The sequence below is a fragment of the Enterococcus sp. DIV1937 genome (genome assembly GCF_050535975.1).
GTDB classification, from domain to species: domain Bacteria; phylum Bacillota; class Bacilli; order Lactobacillales; family Enterococcaceae; genus Enterococcus; species Enterococcus faecalis.
The window spans coordinates 943,748-958,108 of the sequence record NZ_CP172909.1 but is presented as its reverse complement, the minus strand read 5'-3'; the positions used below and the strand labels follow the sequence as shown (position 1 = coordinate 958,108).

At 38.9% G+C, this 14,361-nt stretch carries 13 protein-coding genes and 1 other RNA gene; all 14 read right to left on the bottom strand.

Going from position 1 to position 14,361, the window contains the following annotated elements:
- Positions 1-14 precede the first annotated feature (14 nt).
- On the bottom strand, positions 15-980 hold the full coding sequence (locus IGL13_RS04695) for an asparaginase (protein WP_002378195.1): 966 nt from the start codon (positions 978-980) through the stop codon (positions 15-17).
- Positions 977-3,439 carry a helicase C-terminal domain-containing protein gene (locus IGL13_RS04690; protein ID WP_002401447.1) on the bottom strand — a complete coding sequence of 821 codons (2,463 nt, stop codon included), beginning with the start codon at positions 3,437-3,439 and terminating at the stop codon, positions 977-979. Before IGL13_RS04690 ends, IGL13_RS04695 begins: the two co-directional genes overlap by 4 nt.
- Positions 3,440-3,475: 36 nt before the next feature.
- Entirely contained in the window at positions 3,476-3,994 is a 519-nt protein-coding gene (locus IGL13_RS04685) for a GrdB-related putative oxidoreductase (RefSeq protein WP_002378193.1), read from the bottom strand.
- Between the two features lie 17 nt (positions 3,995-4,011).
- Entirely contained in the window at positions 4,012-5,367 is a 1,356-nt protein-coding gene (gene celB / locus IGL13_RS04680; RefSeq protein ID WP_002384702.1) for a PTS cellobiose transporter subunit IIC, read from the bottom strand.
- Between the two features lie 18 nt (positions 5,368-5,385).
- Entirely contained in the window at positions 5,386-5,715 is a 330-nt protein-coding gene (locus tag IGL13_RS04675; RefSeq protein WP_002357981.1) for a PTS sugar transporter subunit IIB, read from the bottom strand.
- Positions 5,716-5,734: 19 nt separating this feature from the next.
- On the bottom strand, positions 5,735-6,688 hold the full coding sequence (locus IGL13_RS04670) for a N(4)-(beta-N-acetylglucosaminyl)-L-asparaginase (protein WP_002361636.1): 954 nt from the start codon (positions 6,686-6,688) through the stop codon (positions 5,735-5,737).
- Between the two features lie 169 nt (positions 6,689-6,857).
- The gene (locus IGL13_RS04665; protein ID WP_002386630.1) at positions 6,858-8,156 is read right to left on the bottom strand and encodes a Sapep family Mn(2+)-dependent dipeptidase; all 1,299 of its coding nucleotides are present in this window, start codon (positions 8,154-8,156) and stop codon (positions 6,858-6,860) included.
- Positions 8,153-8,917 (bottom strand): GntR family transcriptional regulator, LSA1692 subfamily, encoded by a 765-nt coding sequence (locus tag IGL13_RS04660; RefSeq protein WP_002361633.1) that lies wholly within the window; start codon positions 8,915-8,917, stop codon positions 8,153-8,155. Before IGL13_RS04660 ends, IGL13_RS04665 begins: the two co-directional genes overlap by 4 nt.
- A 173-nt stretch (positions 8,918-9,090) precedes the next feature.
- Positions 9,091-9,738, bottom strand: coding sequence for an endonuclease III (gene nth / locus IGL13_RS04655; RefSeq protein WP_002357985.1), 648 nt, complete (start codon positions 9,736-9,738; stop codon positions 9,091-9,093).
- A 14-nt stretch (positions 9,739-9,752) separates the two neighbouring features.
- Positions 9,753-10,469, bottom strand: a complete 717-nt coding sequence (locus IGL13_RS04650) for a DnaD domain protein (RefSeq protein WP_002361632.1) — start codon at positions 10,467-10,469, stop codon at positions 9,753-9,755.
- Positions 10,470-10,501: 32 nt separating this feature from the next.
- Positions 10,502-11,998, bottom strand: a complete 1,497-nt coding sequence (locus IGL13_RS04645; RefSeq protein WP_002377826.1) for a carboxypeptidase M32 — start codon at positions 11,996-11,998, stop codon at positions 10,502-10,504.
- Positions 11,999-12,016: 18 nt separating this feature from the next.
- Positions 12,017-13,180 (bottom strand): THUMP domain-containing class I SAM-dependent RNA methyltransferase, encoded by a 1,164-nt coding sequence (locus IGL13_RS04640; protein ID WP_002357989.1) that lies wholly within the window; start codon positions 13,178-13,180, stop codon positions 12,017-12,019.
- Between the two features lie 237 nt (positions 13,181-13,417).
- An RNA gene (gene rnpB, locus IGL13_RS04635) (RNase P RNA component class B) lies at positions 13,418-13,786 on the bottom strand.
- Positions 13,787-13,893: 107 nt separating this feature from the next.
- Positions 13,894-14,304 carry a cell division regulator GpsB gene (gpsB, locus tag IGL13_RS04630; RefSeq protein WP_002363721.1) on the bottom strand — a complete coding sequence of 137 codons (411 nt, stop codon included), beginning with the start codon at positions 14,302-14,304 and terminating at the stop codon, positions 13,894-13,896.
- Positions 14,305-14,361 lie beyond the last annotated feature (57 nt).

Genomic DNA, 14,361 nt, shown 5'->3' with positions numbered 1-14,361 from the left:
CTCCTTAAAATTAGTTACTGTTCCAAAAATTCTTTTAACTCTGCAGGATTTTTTTCGCTGTTTAAACCAACAATTAAACGAATCCGCGCTTTCGGTCCGTTTAAACCACGGGCAAAAACGACCCCCATTTTTTTCAAGCCAACGCCACCACCAGCATAATCATAGATATCTTCAGCAATGCCATTGGAACAACGAGAAACTAAAACGACTGGAATCCCGTTGTCTAGCATCTTTTGTAATGCTGGGAGCGTTTCTGGCGGTAAATTACCCGCGCCTAGCGCTTCAATTACTAACCCATCCGTTTCTGGGGTGTTTAATAATTCAAACATCCGTTCACCCATCCCCGCATAGGCCTTCACTACGTGAACATTTCCTTTCACAGAAGAAACATCGCAAACTTCTTGTGGTAAGACCTCTTTCGCAAAAAAAGCACGTTCTTTCGCAATGGTTCCAATTGGTCCAAAAGTTGGCGTCCGAAACGTTGCTACGTTCGTTGTATGTGTTTTTGTCACATAACGCGCCGTATGAATTTCATCATTCATCACGACTAAAACACCTTTATCGTACGATTCGTCTGAACAAGCAGTCCAAATAGCACTGATGAAATTATACAAGCCATCACTACCGATTTCGTTACTTGACCGCATTGCTCCTGTTAAAACAATGGGAATTTTTTTCTCTAAGGTTATATCTAAAAAATAAGCTGTTTCTTCTAATGTATCTGTTCCATGCGTAATAACCACGCCATCAATTGGTTCAGAATAAGCTTTTTGAATCCGTTCTTTTAATTGAAACATCCGTTCTAAGGTCATGTGTGGTGAGGGAATATTAAAAATATCTTCGACAACTAAATGAACCTTGCCAGAAAATAATGCTTCTTGTTCCATCAACGGATTTTTTTTATTCGGGGCAACACTTCCTCCTGCTACTTTCGACATGGAAATGGTCCCACCTGTATGAAGGACTAAAATGGTCTTCATTTGTTTCCTCCTTTGTTTTCTTTATTTTTTAACCAAAATTGTTTCACTTGTTGAATGAGTTGTTCATTGGTGTTTGCCTTTCGATGCGCCAACCAATGCGGCGGAAAGAAACGCTGGACACTTGGTAATTCAAATCGTTCGTCTAATAACAACACAAAGCCTTTATCTTCCGCATCTCGAATGACACGTCCAGCCGCTTGCAAGACTTTATTCATGCCAGGAATTTGATACGCAAATTGAAACCCTTGCCCTCGCTCTTCTTGATAAAAAGTGCGAATCAGTTCTTGCTCCGGATTCATTTGTGGTAGCCCGACACTAACAATTATCGTACCAATCAATCGGGTACCTTTCAAGTCAATTCCTTCTGAAAATATACCACCTAAAACACAAAAACCGATGAAAGTTTCTTGAGGATTCTCTTTAAATTCAGCTAAAAATGCTTCTCGCTCTTTTTCGTTTAAGTCCGTTCCCTGAATTTGAGTTTTTACTTGCGGGTAACGTTGGCTAAATACTTGATAGACATCATCCATATAGGCATAAGAAGGGAAGAAAATTAAATAATTACCTGTTTTTGTTTCACTTAACTTTCCTAAAAGTTCACTAATCTGTGGATAACTTTTTTCACGGTTTTTATAGGTTGTTTGAAGATGACTACCGATCATCAACAATTGATTTTCTTCTGGAAAAGGATACGGAATCCGATAACGTAGGCTTTCTTCACCTCCACCAAGCACTTCTTGATAATAATTCAGAGGTGTTAAACTTGCCGAAAATAAGATACTCGCTTTCCCTTTATCTAATCGTTGTGACAATAAATAAGCCGGATCGACACAAAATTGTTTCACAACGCAGTCATAGTTTCGCAAAGAAATAGACGTATAAAAACCGTTGTCGTAATACTCGCTGATTCGAAGATAACTTAAACAATCAAAATAAAAACTGAGAATCGACGCCAATTCCTCAATGTGTTGATTTTCTGGCAACCATTCTGCAATTACTTCTGTTAATCGCTGTATCTGTTTAACTAATGAATCAATTGGCGCGCGTTGGGCAAAAAAATCCGTGTCTTTTTCTTCACAGATTGCTTCAATATCATCAAACGTAGTTAAGACTTTTTGACAAGCTCTTTTTAATTGAATAGATTCTTTTTGCAATCTTTTTTGAATTTGCAAAACCGCATTCCTAGAAATAGCGGCCGAATACATCTCCCGTGAACGATTAACCAAATTATGGGTTTCATCCACTAAAAAAATATTCTCTTCTGCACTTTGGGGTTCTTCAAAGAAGCGCCGTAAATAAACCGTTGGATCAAATAGATAATTGTAATCGCCAATAATTAAATCACACCAAAGACTTGCATCTAGCGACAACTCGAATGGACACAATTGGTGCTTTTGTGCATACCGTTCAATAACCTCTCTCGTTAAATGATTTTCATGTTGCAATAAATCCCACAGTCCCTCATTTAAACGATCATAATAGCCGTCAGCAAACGGGCAATGTTCTGGTGTACAATTTCGTTCAGTTAAAAAACAAATTTTATCTTTTGCTGTTAACGTAATACTCTTAGTTTGCGCTTGTTTTTCGGACAGCGCTTTGACGGCATCTTCAGCCACTTGCCGCGTGATGGTCTTAGCTGTTAAATAAAAAATCCGTTCACCTTCTTCTTCACCAATTGCTTTCATTGCTGGAAAAAGAGTGGACATTGTCTTGCCTGTTCCAGTTGGTGCTTCCACGAAGAGCCGCTGTTTACTAAGAATTGTTTTATAGACGGCTACCGCCAATTCTCGTTGCCCTTTGCGATACTCCCCGTAAGGAAAACTAAGATTTTTTAATGATTTATTTCTCAAAATACGCCACTCTTCTTTAAAAATTACCCACTGTTCATAGCGCTTCATCAAATCAGTAAAAAACTCCGCTAATGCAGCTTCTGTAAAATGGCGTTCTTGTCGTGTGATTTGTTTTGTGGTGGTCTGATAATAAGTGAGTTGAAGCGTTATTTCAGAAAGTTGTTCTTGTTGGCAATACATGTGACCATAACACATCGCTTGATACCAAAACAATTCGACCTTTTCTGGCGGCAATTCTTCAAACGCTGGTTCGGATGTTTTAATTTCATCAATGACCACTTGCCCAGTTTCTTTCACAAAAATGCCGTCTGCACGACCTTCTACACAATAATTATGGCCATTTAAAGGCACCTCAATTTTTAAAGATACTTCCTTTTGATAAAGGCTCCCCGCTTCCTTTTGCAACATTCGATGAAGGCGACTACCTTCTTGTGGTGTATGTTCACTCACATGGCGAGAATCGATACTTCCCCGCCTTAAAATAAATTCGACCACTTGACGAACCGCAATTTTTCTCGTTGATTTCACGTAATCCCACCTATCTGCCTCCCTATTATAGAACATACATTCGCTAAACAAAAGCAAAAAATCCAAAACGAACACAATCATGTGTTCATTCTGGATTTCTCTTTAGATTATCAACAATTAAAAACAACTTTTTTCTTCTAACTGTTTGGTTTCTTTTCCATTTGCTTTTGCCACGACCAATTGCGCCATTTGTTTAAACGAATTATTTAAACCAATGCCGCCCTTTTTGGGCATCTTCACAATCGGTACTTGCTGATAATAGTGACTAACTGCTGGATTTTCTTCTGCCATCGCTGCAATTGCAGGAATGCCTGCAGCATTAAACTTACAAGCTAGATGAGCGGCCATTTCTCCAAAATTAGGATAATGCATGGCAGGTCCGCAAAGAACCGCATCGGCATGAAACTTTTTTGCAAAGCCAATAAATTTCTTTGCTACCTCTTCCTCGTTTTCCAAATAATATTGGTCACCACAATAAAGTGTCGCAACAATTTCCGCTCCTTGCTTCTGTAAAAATGGTAGCAATGTTACCCCTGGACCTAAGGGAGCTTTTTTACCACTTGGTTTCAGCTGAGCTTGTTCATCACTGCCAAATCCTGCTAAACTGTGGTTTAAGACTAAAAGGATTTTTTTCACGCCTATTTCCTCCTTTTTTATAAATCATCGAAGTCAAAGGAATCAAAATCAATTTCTTCACTCTCTTCTTCTTGTGCTTTCCATTCTTCACGTAAATATTGGTCATCCATAACTCGAATAAAAGGATAGTAAATGAACATTCCTAGTACCAATAAGAGAGCTTGCAGAATTGATCCTTGCCAACCGCTGACTAAAAATCCTGAGATAATTGGCGGGGTCGTCCACGGCAATTGAATACCGTTCGTCAATGGAACTAAGCCCCAATCCATAGCAAAATAGGCAATAATAATATTAATTGCGGGTACTAAAACAAATGGAATTAAAAGGATTGGATTTAAAACAATTGGTAACCCAAAAATGATTGGTTCGTTAATCCCAAAAACACCAGGAATTAGTGAAAGTTGCGAAAGCTTTTTAATTCGTTGACTTTTACAGAATAAGACCATCACAATGATTAATGAGAGTGTGGAACCGGCGCCACCAAATGTTGCAAACATATCTTGAAATTGTCCAGTGATGATGTTGGGAATTTCATGACCGTCTTTAAATGCTTGTAAATTTTCAACAGACAATGCCCGCAAAACAGGATTAAAGACTGCGCCAACCACACTACCTCCGTTAATGCCAAAGAACCAAAAGAAGTGTAAAAATAAATAAGCAATGCTCATCGCACCTAAGGTATTACCAAGACTCAATAAGGGCGTTTGTAGAAATTCAAAAATAACATCTTGTAAATTACCATAAGGAGTTAAAGCAGCCAGCCAATTGACTAAAAACATGAGAGTAACAACTAAAAAACTCGGAATCAGGGCCTCAAAAGACTTAACCACTGTTGGTGGCACTCCTTCTGGCATTTTTATTGTCCACCCTTTACGAACAATGGCCACAAATAAACGAGTCGCAATTAATGCGACAATCATTCCTAAAAACAAGCCACTGGAACCCATCCATTTTAAAGGTAAACTAGTAACTTCATAAACCTTTGAACTATTTTCCGGTGTAAATAATGTTTGATAAGGCGTTACAATAAAAAATGAAACCAATGCGATAATTCCTGCTTGCATTGCATCCACATTGAATTGTTTTCCTAAACTATAGGCAATACCGACAACGGCCAGAATAGTCATTACATCAAAACTAGCACTAGCTGGAACAGACATCATTGTCGCCCAGTCTTTACCAAGCAAATGAGACATCCAAGTATCCCATTGTGGCAAAGGAAAATTAGCAATTAATAAGAAGACCGAACCAACAATCAACAAGGGCGTTGATAAAAGGAAGCCATCACGAATCGCTACTAAATACTTATTTTCTCCTATCACTTTTGCCAAAGGGGTCAATACGCGCTCTAACCAATCCAAAAATTTTTGCACGGTCGTCACTCCTATCTATTATTTTTTATTTTGCTTAATTAACCGCAGCGCTTCTTTCAATGCTTTTTCGCCATCCATCATGCCATAAATTTCTGGCGCAATTGCAGCGACAGGAATCCCTTGAGGAGCAAATTGTTCTTTTGTTTTTTCTAATAAAAAACGGACTTGTGGTCCTAATAAAATAGCAACAGGCTTCTCTGCTTCAACCACTTCTTGTGCTCTTGCAATAGGAAAAGCAGTAATCATTAAAGGCATTTGATGTTTTTCCACCACTTCCATCATTTTATTCACCATAATACTTGTAGACATCCCTGCATCACAAAAAAGATAAATTTGTTTTTTACTCATGTTCCTTCACTCTCCTCATTTATTCAATTGGTGCTTTGATTCTTTTTTCATAGGCCGCTAACCATTCTTGTGAAATCGGCTGAATCTCTGTGGTATGATTCTTGCCTGGATTTGCAATATAGATTTCTGGTTGCTGCATATCAGTACCAACCGTAAAAGTAAATTCCACATTCGTAGCTACGCCCCAGTCTCCCTGTTTGTTCATGGCCACTAGTGAAAAAGCTCCTGCTTTCCCATAACGTTGGGTCAATTTTTCATGAAAAGCATAGACGGCTTGATCACATGCTTGTTGTGGCGAGCGCCCTTCCCCCATTAAACGAACGATTTCATAAGAAAGACAGCCTTTCATTAAATCTTCACCTAAGCCTGTAGCCGCAGCACCACCAATTTCGCTATCAACATAAAAACCAGAACCTGACAGTGGTGAATCACCAACACGTCCTGCTTTTTTCATAAAGAGTCCCGAACTGGAAGTGCCAGCTGCCATTGATCCTGTTTGGTCTAACGTAATAGCGCCGACAGTATCATGCCCATCATAGGGGTTCAACTGATTTTCCTGAATTTCTTTTAAACGCTTTTGCCACCATTGATTAGCGCGTTCTGTCAACATATTCTTTCTTTCAAAACCGTGCAACATTGAATATTTCGTTGCACCTGCGCCAACACGAAAACTATTAAACTTCTCTTTACTTAATGCTTTAGCCACTGAAATCGGATTTTTAACATCTGTAATTCCCGCCACAGCACCAATTGCAAATGTGTCTCCATCCATATAGGCAGCATCCATTTCTAAAATCCCTTCCTCATTAGGTAAACCGCCGTAGCCCACTGACTTATAAAAAGGATAGTCTTCTACTTCTTTAATTAATTGTTCCACGGCCGTGCCTGCAGCACCTCCTTGTTGTAATTCTTCTGTAGCTTTTAGTAACCCATCATGTGCCATCCGCCATGTCGCAATTGCACCCCAAGTCATTTTCCATCCGCCCTTTCGTTAACGCTTACATTTCTCCACCATTATAAACTAGTATATACTGTTTTGTATATACTGAAAATGAAATTTTATACAGAAAAATAGAAGATACACGTATGCGACCTCTACGAAAAACATTGGCTTCTTCTCATACGTGTATCTTCTATTGGTTTTATGCTTCTGTTAATGCAATCATCGCTTGCATATAGATTTCCAGATTAAGCAGTAAATCTTTTTCATCCATATATTCATCTTGGTTATGCGCAATGCCTTTTTGACCAGGAAATGATGGACCAAAAGCAACGATATTCGGCATAAAGCGAGCATACGTAGCACCTGTAGTTGTGACTGGCGTCCCATCTAAGCCAGTAATTTGTTCATAAACCTTGGTTAATTTTTGAACATTGCGCTCATCTTTTGGAAACAGCGTACTAGGGAGGCGGCGGATGACGGTCACTTCACTTTCTGGAAATAGTGCCTTCGTTAGCTGCGTGGTTACTTCGTTTTCTGTAATAGAAACAGGATAACGCACGGCCAATGATAACACCAATTGCTGTCCTCTTTTTTCCAACGCATAGGGCGTTAAAATCAATTGCCCACTATCCTGATCCTTAAAGTCCAGAGCTACTCCTTCGCCATAGTGCTTTTCGTGAAAACTAGCGGTTAACCAGTCGAAATACTGTAATAAATTTCCTTTGACTAACTGTTCCTCGCTAATTTTCTGTGCCAATAAAGTAATCGCGTTCTTGCCTAGTTCTGGCGCATTGGAAGGAGCACGTTTTCCCGTGATTGCTGTTGTTTTTCCCGCAATCACCACACTTAATTGATCAGGTACGTGGTCTTTTGCTTGATCACCTATAATCTGACCAATTTGTTCACTTGAATCATCTGGGATGGTCGTTGTGATCTCATAATTAACAATCCCTCGCTCCCCATAAACTACTGGATATTTACAATCTGGAGTAAATCCAAAAACGGGTGCGTTTTCCTTCTCTAAATATAAGGGGATATCTCCACTCCCACTTTCTTCATCCGTGCCAAACATTAAGCGAATGGTTTTCTTTGGTTGGTAACCAAGTTCTTTCAGTAATTTCATTCCATACAGGCAAGCCAAGATAGGACCTTTATTATCTAGAATTCCTCTACCATACAAACGTTGATTTTTTTTCGTTAATTGAAAGGGCGGCACTGACCAACCAGAACCTTCTGGTACTACATCTAAATGACCAATAATTCCCAGATATTCTTCCGCTGTTCCCCATTGCGCATAGCCAACTGCGTCATTGACAATCCCAGTTTGAAAACCATAACGCTCTGCCAGTTTCAGCGTTTCTTCCAAGGCTCTTTTCGGTCCTTCGCCAAAAGGTGCCTCTTTTTTAGGCGACCCTTTCACACTTCGAATCGCGATAATTTTGTTTAAGTCTTCATAAAATAAATCTTTTTGAGCGGCTATTTCTTCTTTGATTTTCATTCGTTCCAAGAACCTCCTAGCTCCACTTGGTTGTTTTCAGACGGGCTATAGCGGGTCAGTGTGTTTTTAAATGTGTACCGATCTGCTCGATATAAAGAGACATCATATAAAATAGGGGTTGCATCAAGCGCATAGGTGATAGAGTGGACTTGTAAAAGTGGCTGGCCCACAGGAACATTCAATAATTCGGAAATTTCCGCTTCAACTAAGATTGCTTCAATTTCTTGATGCGAATAAGCAATCTCGACGTTCTTCTCGATTAAGCAGAAAAGAGAGCCCTCGAAGTCTTGCTTCGTATGGCCTTGTACGTATGCCTGTGGCAAATAAATTTTTTCAACTGTCATTGGCTCGCCGTCTAACATTCGGCGGCGAATCAGTTCATAAATTGCCTCATTTTTGCCCACTTGGAGCGCCTCCCGAATTTTCTCATCGGGATGTACTACTTCTTCAAAGGAAATGACTTCTGTCTGGCTTTTTTTCCCGTAAGCTTTGGCTGCCTCAGTAAAACCTTGTAAGCCAGCGCGGCCACTTTGAATTTTCGCTTGCGACATCACATAACTACCTTTACCATGTCGTTTTACCAAAATATTTTTGCGGATCAAATCATCAATCGCTTTACGAATGGTCAAGCGACTGCAGTTGTATTCTTTAGCTAAATCATACTCTGAAGGTAATTTTTGTGCACTTACATACAGACCGTCTCGAATCTTCTTTTCAATTTCTGCAGAAATTTGCTTAAATTTGGGTGCATTTTCTGTCATTTCATCGCCTATCTTTCTTCAAAAAAATAAATTTCCTAGTATATACCACACTGTCTATACTAAATCAATTTTTAAGAAACCGCAATCATTTGTTGCGTTTCTTAAACATCAAAAAAGAAAGCGAGCCACAAGTCGGTTGGACTTGTGGCTCGCTTTTTTAGGAAAAAAATATGTTATTTCCCTTTCATCCGTTCTTTGCCTTCTTGACACATATAGAGTAGCGGACAGGCTTCACATTTAGGCGCTCTTGCTAGGCAGTGATAACGCCCAAAGAAAATCATGGTATGGTGCGTTTTCACCCAGAGTTCTTTCGGAACTTTACGCATTAAGGTTTGCTCAACTTCAGTAACATTCGCATTTAGCTTACAAATTCTAAGGCGCTTGGACACTCGTTCCACATGTGTATCTACTGCAAAAGCCGGTTCGCCGAAAGCATCTCCCATTACTACATTGGCTGTTTTTCTCCCCACGCCAGGTAAACTGACCAGTTCATCTCTGGTTTGCGGAACTTCTCCATTGAAACGTTCTAAAAGTTGTTGTGCGCACGCTTTAATATTTTTTGCTTTATTGCGATATAAGCCAATGGTTTTTATTTTAGCAATAATCTCCTCCACCGGTGCAGCTGCTAAAGCTTCTGGAGTTGGAAAAGCTGCGAATAAACCAGGAGTAGCTTTATTTACCGATACATCGGTTGCTTGCGCACTTAAAATCACAGCAATTAATAATTCAAAAGGATTCTTATGTTTTAATTCACATTCTGCATTTGGAAACATCTCATACATAATTTCAATAGCTTCCATCGTTTTCTCTTTTGATAGCATGGCCCACCTCCTTTTTATTCACTGTCTTCTGGATTTAACCAATTGTGTAATGTAACCTTTGGTAGCGCTTCTTGTGTCTGACCTTGTTGTTCAATCTCATTTTGAATCATAGAATCTTTTCGTTTTTTCTGATCAGCAGCCACTTGTTCTTTGGTGGTAATATTTTTACGCTCCCACGCAAGTAAAATACGATCAATATATTTCAAACTATAGGCCTGATTTAAAACGGCTTCTCGCAACGCTAACCGGATTAATTCAGGGGAATAATGGTCCGTGTTCAACCACTGACCAATCATTTCTAATTCAATGGGTGAAAGTGGACGTCCGAATTCTTTTTCAAAGCCTTGGTAAAGCTGTTTAATTTCATCTTCGTGGTTTGCGACAACTTGTTTTTCTTTGCTCGTTTGTAAAAATAATTGAATCTTTTGAAAAACAGGCAGTAAATCATACGTATCCATCATTTGACCTTTTTGGTTTTGTTGTGTTTCAATTCGAATAAAACCGCGAGAAACCAATTGATTTAATAACTTATAAATCGTATCTGGCGTTTTACCCATCGTCTCTGCAATCGCCATTAAGTCTGGAAATAAATCGCCTGCATTTTGCGAACGAAAAAGTTGCAGTAAAAAGAGAAATTCATCATCTTTCAAACCAATTTTTTGGTAATGATCAAATAGTAAGTTTGAGATTGTTGTTTCACCAGCTTCTAAATATTCACGAATTGATAACATTGTTGTTGTCCACTTCCCCTTGCTTGTTTCACTTATTGCACTTGATAAACATCAAAATAAATAGCTTTCATATAATCAATTAAATAACTAGGATTCAATTCTTCTCCCGTTGCATCATAAATTAATTGATTTGGTTTACGTGAAGCGCCGTACTGATGAATATGTTGTGTTAACCATTTACGGATATCAGAATAATCCTCCGAAGCTAAAATTTCATCAACAGATAATTCTTGTTTCATTGCGTGAAATAGTTGCGCGGCGTACATATAACCCAAGGCATAAGATGGGAAATAACCAAAGCTACCTCCAGACCAATGAACATCTTGAAGGACACCTTCTAAATCATTTTCAGGTGATACGCCTAAGTACTCTTGGTATTTTTCGTTCCACACTTTTGGCAAATCAGCGACTTCCAAAGAACCATTAAATAACATTTTTTCAATTTCATAACGAATAATGATATGCAAAGGATAGGTGAGACTATCGGAATCAATCCGAATCAAACTTGCTTTCGTTTCTTTTAAAGAAGCATAGAAATCTTCAAAAGCAATATCATCAAAAGTACCTTCTGCGCATTCTTGGAAAAACGGGTATTGTTTTTGCCAAAAAGCCCGGTTGCTACCAATGATAATTTCATTAAAGAGCGATTGTGATTCGTGAATCCCCATAGAGGCACCTTCGCTTAGCGGCGTAAAGTCAAATTTAGGATCAAAATTTTGTTCGTACATCCCATGACCCGCTTCATGAATCACACCAAATGTTGCCATTGAGAAATTATTTTCTTCCCAGCGCGTAGTAATCCGCGCATCATTTCGATTTAGAGCTGTCATAAATGGATGAACTGTATCATCTAATCGGCCTTTTGAAAAATCATAGCCTAATTGCTCAACCACACCAATCACAAAACGGCGTTGTTGTTCTTTGGTCATTTTTCTAGATAAAAAGTCAGTTCTAGGCGGCGTACCTTTTTCTGCTAAAACGGTCCGAATCTCTTGAATCCCTTGTTTTACTTGGTCGAATACTTGGTCTAGTTTCTCAACCGTCATCCCTGGTTCAAATTGATTTAATAACACATCATACGGAGTTTTTTCTTCTTTTTGCCAATAAGGAATGAACTCTTTTTGGAACGCAACGACCTTCGTTAAGGTTTCTTCTAACAAGCCGAAATCTTGTGCAGCGCGTGCTTTTAGCCAATCTGTATGTGCTTGGTTTAATACTTTAACATATTCTTGCATACGTTCAGCTGGAACATTTTTATTCAAAGCATATTCTTCTTTTACTTTTTCAAAAACCAGTTTCCCTAATTCAGATAATTCTTCAGGGCGTGTCTCAAAATAGGCCAATGCTTCTTGAATAACTGGGCCAATACTTCGTTCAAAATATAATCCGGTTAAATACCCTTCTACTTCTCCTCGAAAAGGACTACTTTTTTCTGGCATCCCAGTTGATGAATCCCAGTCTAATAATGTCAAGGCATTTTTTAGTAATTGAATTTCTTTCACTTCTTGTAAAAATACAGCTTCCTTCATTTTTTTACACCAGCTTTCTTAGTCTTCCCGTGGTTTTCTTGGTGGACGTGTTCCCCAGTATTGGAATAAATCTGTTCGTAAGGCTCCGTTGTAAAGCTTCCGTTTTTTAGTAGCTTTGGCACCATAATATTCTTCAAAAGCAAGATCACTCGTCAGTATATACTTGCTCCAAGTAGTTAACGGACGGAAAACATGGCCCATTTCTTTATACAAACGACGAACACTTTCCTCTTCTCCTAAACGCTCACCATAAGGCGGGTTAGCTACCATTACACCATATTCCTTCTCGGTTGTAAAATCTTTTAATGCCAATTGTTTAAAGGTAATTGAATCACCTAAACCAACTTCCTCAGCATTCGCTCGTGCGACTTCAATCATTCGCCCATCAACATCTGAACCACAGATATCTAATTCAACATCGTAGTCTGCCTTTGCCTCGGCTTCGTTACGTACTTTTTCAAAAATCGCTGGATCAACCCAATCCCATGTTTCACAAGTGAAACTACGATTAAAGCCAGGGGCAATGTTATGGCCAATTAATGCTGCTTCAATACAAATTGTTCCAGAACCACAAACTGGATCATAAAAAGGACGATCTTTGCGCCAATTGGTCAACATCACTAAAGCAGCTGCCATGTTTTCCTTAAGAGGTGCGCCCCCCTTTTCAATGCGATAGCCTCGTTTAAATAAACTTGGTCCAGTCGTGTCCAACGTCAACGTCACTTTATCTTTTAACAGAGCCACTTCTAATTTAAACAAAGCTCCTGTTTCGGTTAAAGGCACCGTCGCTGGACGATGGTAAACTTCTCTTAAACGGTTAACAATGGCTTTTTTGGTGATGGCTTGGCAATCAGGAACACTATACAATTTTGACTTAATTGATTTACCTGCAACTGGAAATTCTGCATCTAAAGGCAAATAATCTTCCCAAGGAAGTGCTTTAACTTTTTCAAATAATTCATCAAAACTATAGGCGTTAAATTCGCCAACGACGATTTTAATCCGATCTGCTGTCCGTAGCCATAAATTGGCAGTAGCAATTGTTTCAACAGTGCCTTCAAAGACGGCCCGGCCATTTTCTACTTCACAGGGAATCCCTAAATCACGCAATTCTTTTCCAACTAATGCTTCTAAGCCACTAGCAGCCGTTGCAACAAGTTTGAATGTTTTTTCTTTCGTCATAAAAACTCCTTCTTGACTCTTTTTTATTGTCTGGAGCTAACAGTCCTGCCGACTACTGCTCCGCTTGTTTTTTATAATTGTCCGCTTTCTCTGAACTAAACGGTCCTGTCCCGGCCTCTTTAGAACAGACAGCTTACTACTTTTATCTCAGTTTCTTTATTTTAACATTTTTTTATTCTTTTCGTAAAAAAAGCCTTCACAACTACGTTGGAAGGTCTTCCTGAATTACTTGTAATTTTCTATAAGCCATGTTCTGTATCACCAATTCTTCAGGAAAAATTGGTGACGGTCATCATCTATCTGCAGAGTAAACTCTGCCTCTTCTACTCGTTCATTTCCTTTAGAAGAGCGCCCCTACCATTGTTTGGGTTGCTCGCTCGAGGGGTTTACCGCGTTCCACCGATGGAGTTTCCCACATCGCTTCGTCACTGTGGCACTTTCAAGGATACTTTGACATAGTCGAAACCTTAGTCATTTTTCCTGCCGTTACTCTAAAAGAGTACCTTAGCTTATGATTTCGCTAAGCACGAACACTACAAGCATCTCAGCTTGTGCGAGCATGGACTTTCCTCAGCTTGCAAAAGCAAACCGCGATCACCCGAAAATTACAAATCTGTTTAAACGAACAGCAAAAATTTATACACTAAAACAAGTGTCCGCTATTCTAACAAATGCTTTCTGTTCCTCGTGAAAACTTGACTTAAATTGTCTTGTTAAAATTGACGTGTTTGTGCATTATCAACATCATGATTCGCTGGTTCTGCAGGCATTGACGGTGCAGAAGGAGTTACAGGTGTTGAAGGTGTTTCATCTAACTTTTTACCAAAAACTTCACGCTCTAAGTTTGATAAACGTTTTAAAATATCAAAGTTGGTCACTGCTGCACTTTTTGGTACTTCTTGAGCAACACGAGGCGTTGGTTGGGCTTTTGATAATTGGTCTAATTTTGCCATTAAGCGGCTGTTTTCTTCTTGCAAGCTTAATAATTCTTTATTATAAGCTTCGTAGTCTTTAATAACATTGTCTAAAAATTCGTCTACTTCAATTGGGTCATACCCGTTCATCATTTTCGTTTTAAATTCTTTTTGTAAAATGTCTTTAGGACTATATACTAAATTTGCCATGTTTACACCTCATTTGTTTATTTACGATAGAAAATTTCATAGTTCCACAAATACTAT

Excerpts from the sequence above, each read along its gene's own strand:
- IGL13_RS04675 (WP_002357981.1), bottom strand. The coding sequence starts at position 5,715 with ATGAGTAAAAAACAAATTTATCTTTTTTGTGATGCAGGGATGTCTACA.
- IGL13_RS04670 (WP_002361636.1), bottom strand. The coding sequence starts at position 6,688 with ATGACTTGGGGTGCAATTGCGACATGGCGGATGGCACATGATGGGTTA.
- IGL13_RS04695 (WP_002378195.1), bottom strand. The coding sequence starts at position 980 with ATGAAGACCATTTTAGTCCTTCATACAGGTGGGACCATTTCCATGTCG.
- IGL13_RS04690 (WP_002401447.1), bottom strand. The coding sequence starts at position 3,439 with ATGATTGTGTTCGTTTTGGATTTTTTGCTTTTGTTTAGCGAATGTATG.
- IGL13_RS04660 (WP_002361633.1), bottom strand. The coding sequence starts at position 8,917 with ATGACAGAAAATGCACCCAAATTTAAGCAAATTTCTGCAGAAATTGAA.
- nth (WP_002357985.1), bottom strand. The coding sequence starts at position 9,738 with ATGCTATCAAAAGAGAAAACGATGGAAGCTATTGAAATTATGTATGAG.
- IGL13_RS04650 (WP_002361632.1), bottom strand. The coding sequence starts at position 10,469 with ATGTTATCAATTCGTGAATATTTAGAAGCTGGTGAAACAACAATCTCA.
- IGL13_RS04665 (WP_002386630.1), bottom strand. The coding sequence starts at position 8,156 with ATGAAAATCAAAGAAGAAATAGCCGCTCAAAAAGATTTATTTTATGAA.
- IGL13_RS04640 (WP_002357989.1), bottom strand. The coding sequence starts at position 13,180 with ATGACGAAAGAAAAAACATTCAAACTTGTTGCAACGGCTGCTAGTGGC.
- IGL13_RS04645 (WP_002377826.1), bottom strand. The coding sequence starts at position 11,998 with ATGAAGGAAGCTGTATTTTTACAAGAAGTGAAAGAAATTCAATTACTA.
- gpsB (WP_002363721.1), bottom strand. The coding sequence starts at position 14,304 with ATGGCAAATTTAGTATATAGTCCTAAAGACATTTTACAAAAAGAATTT.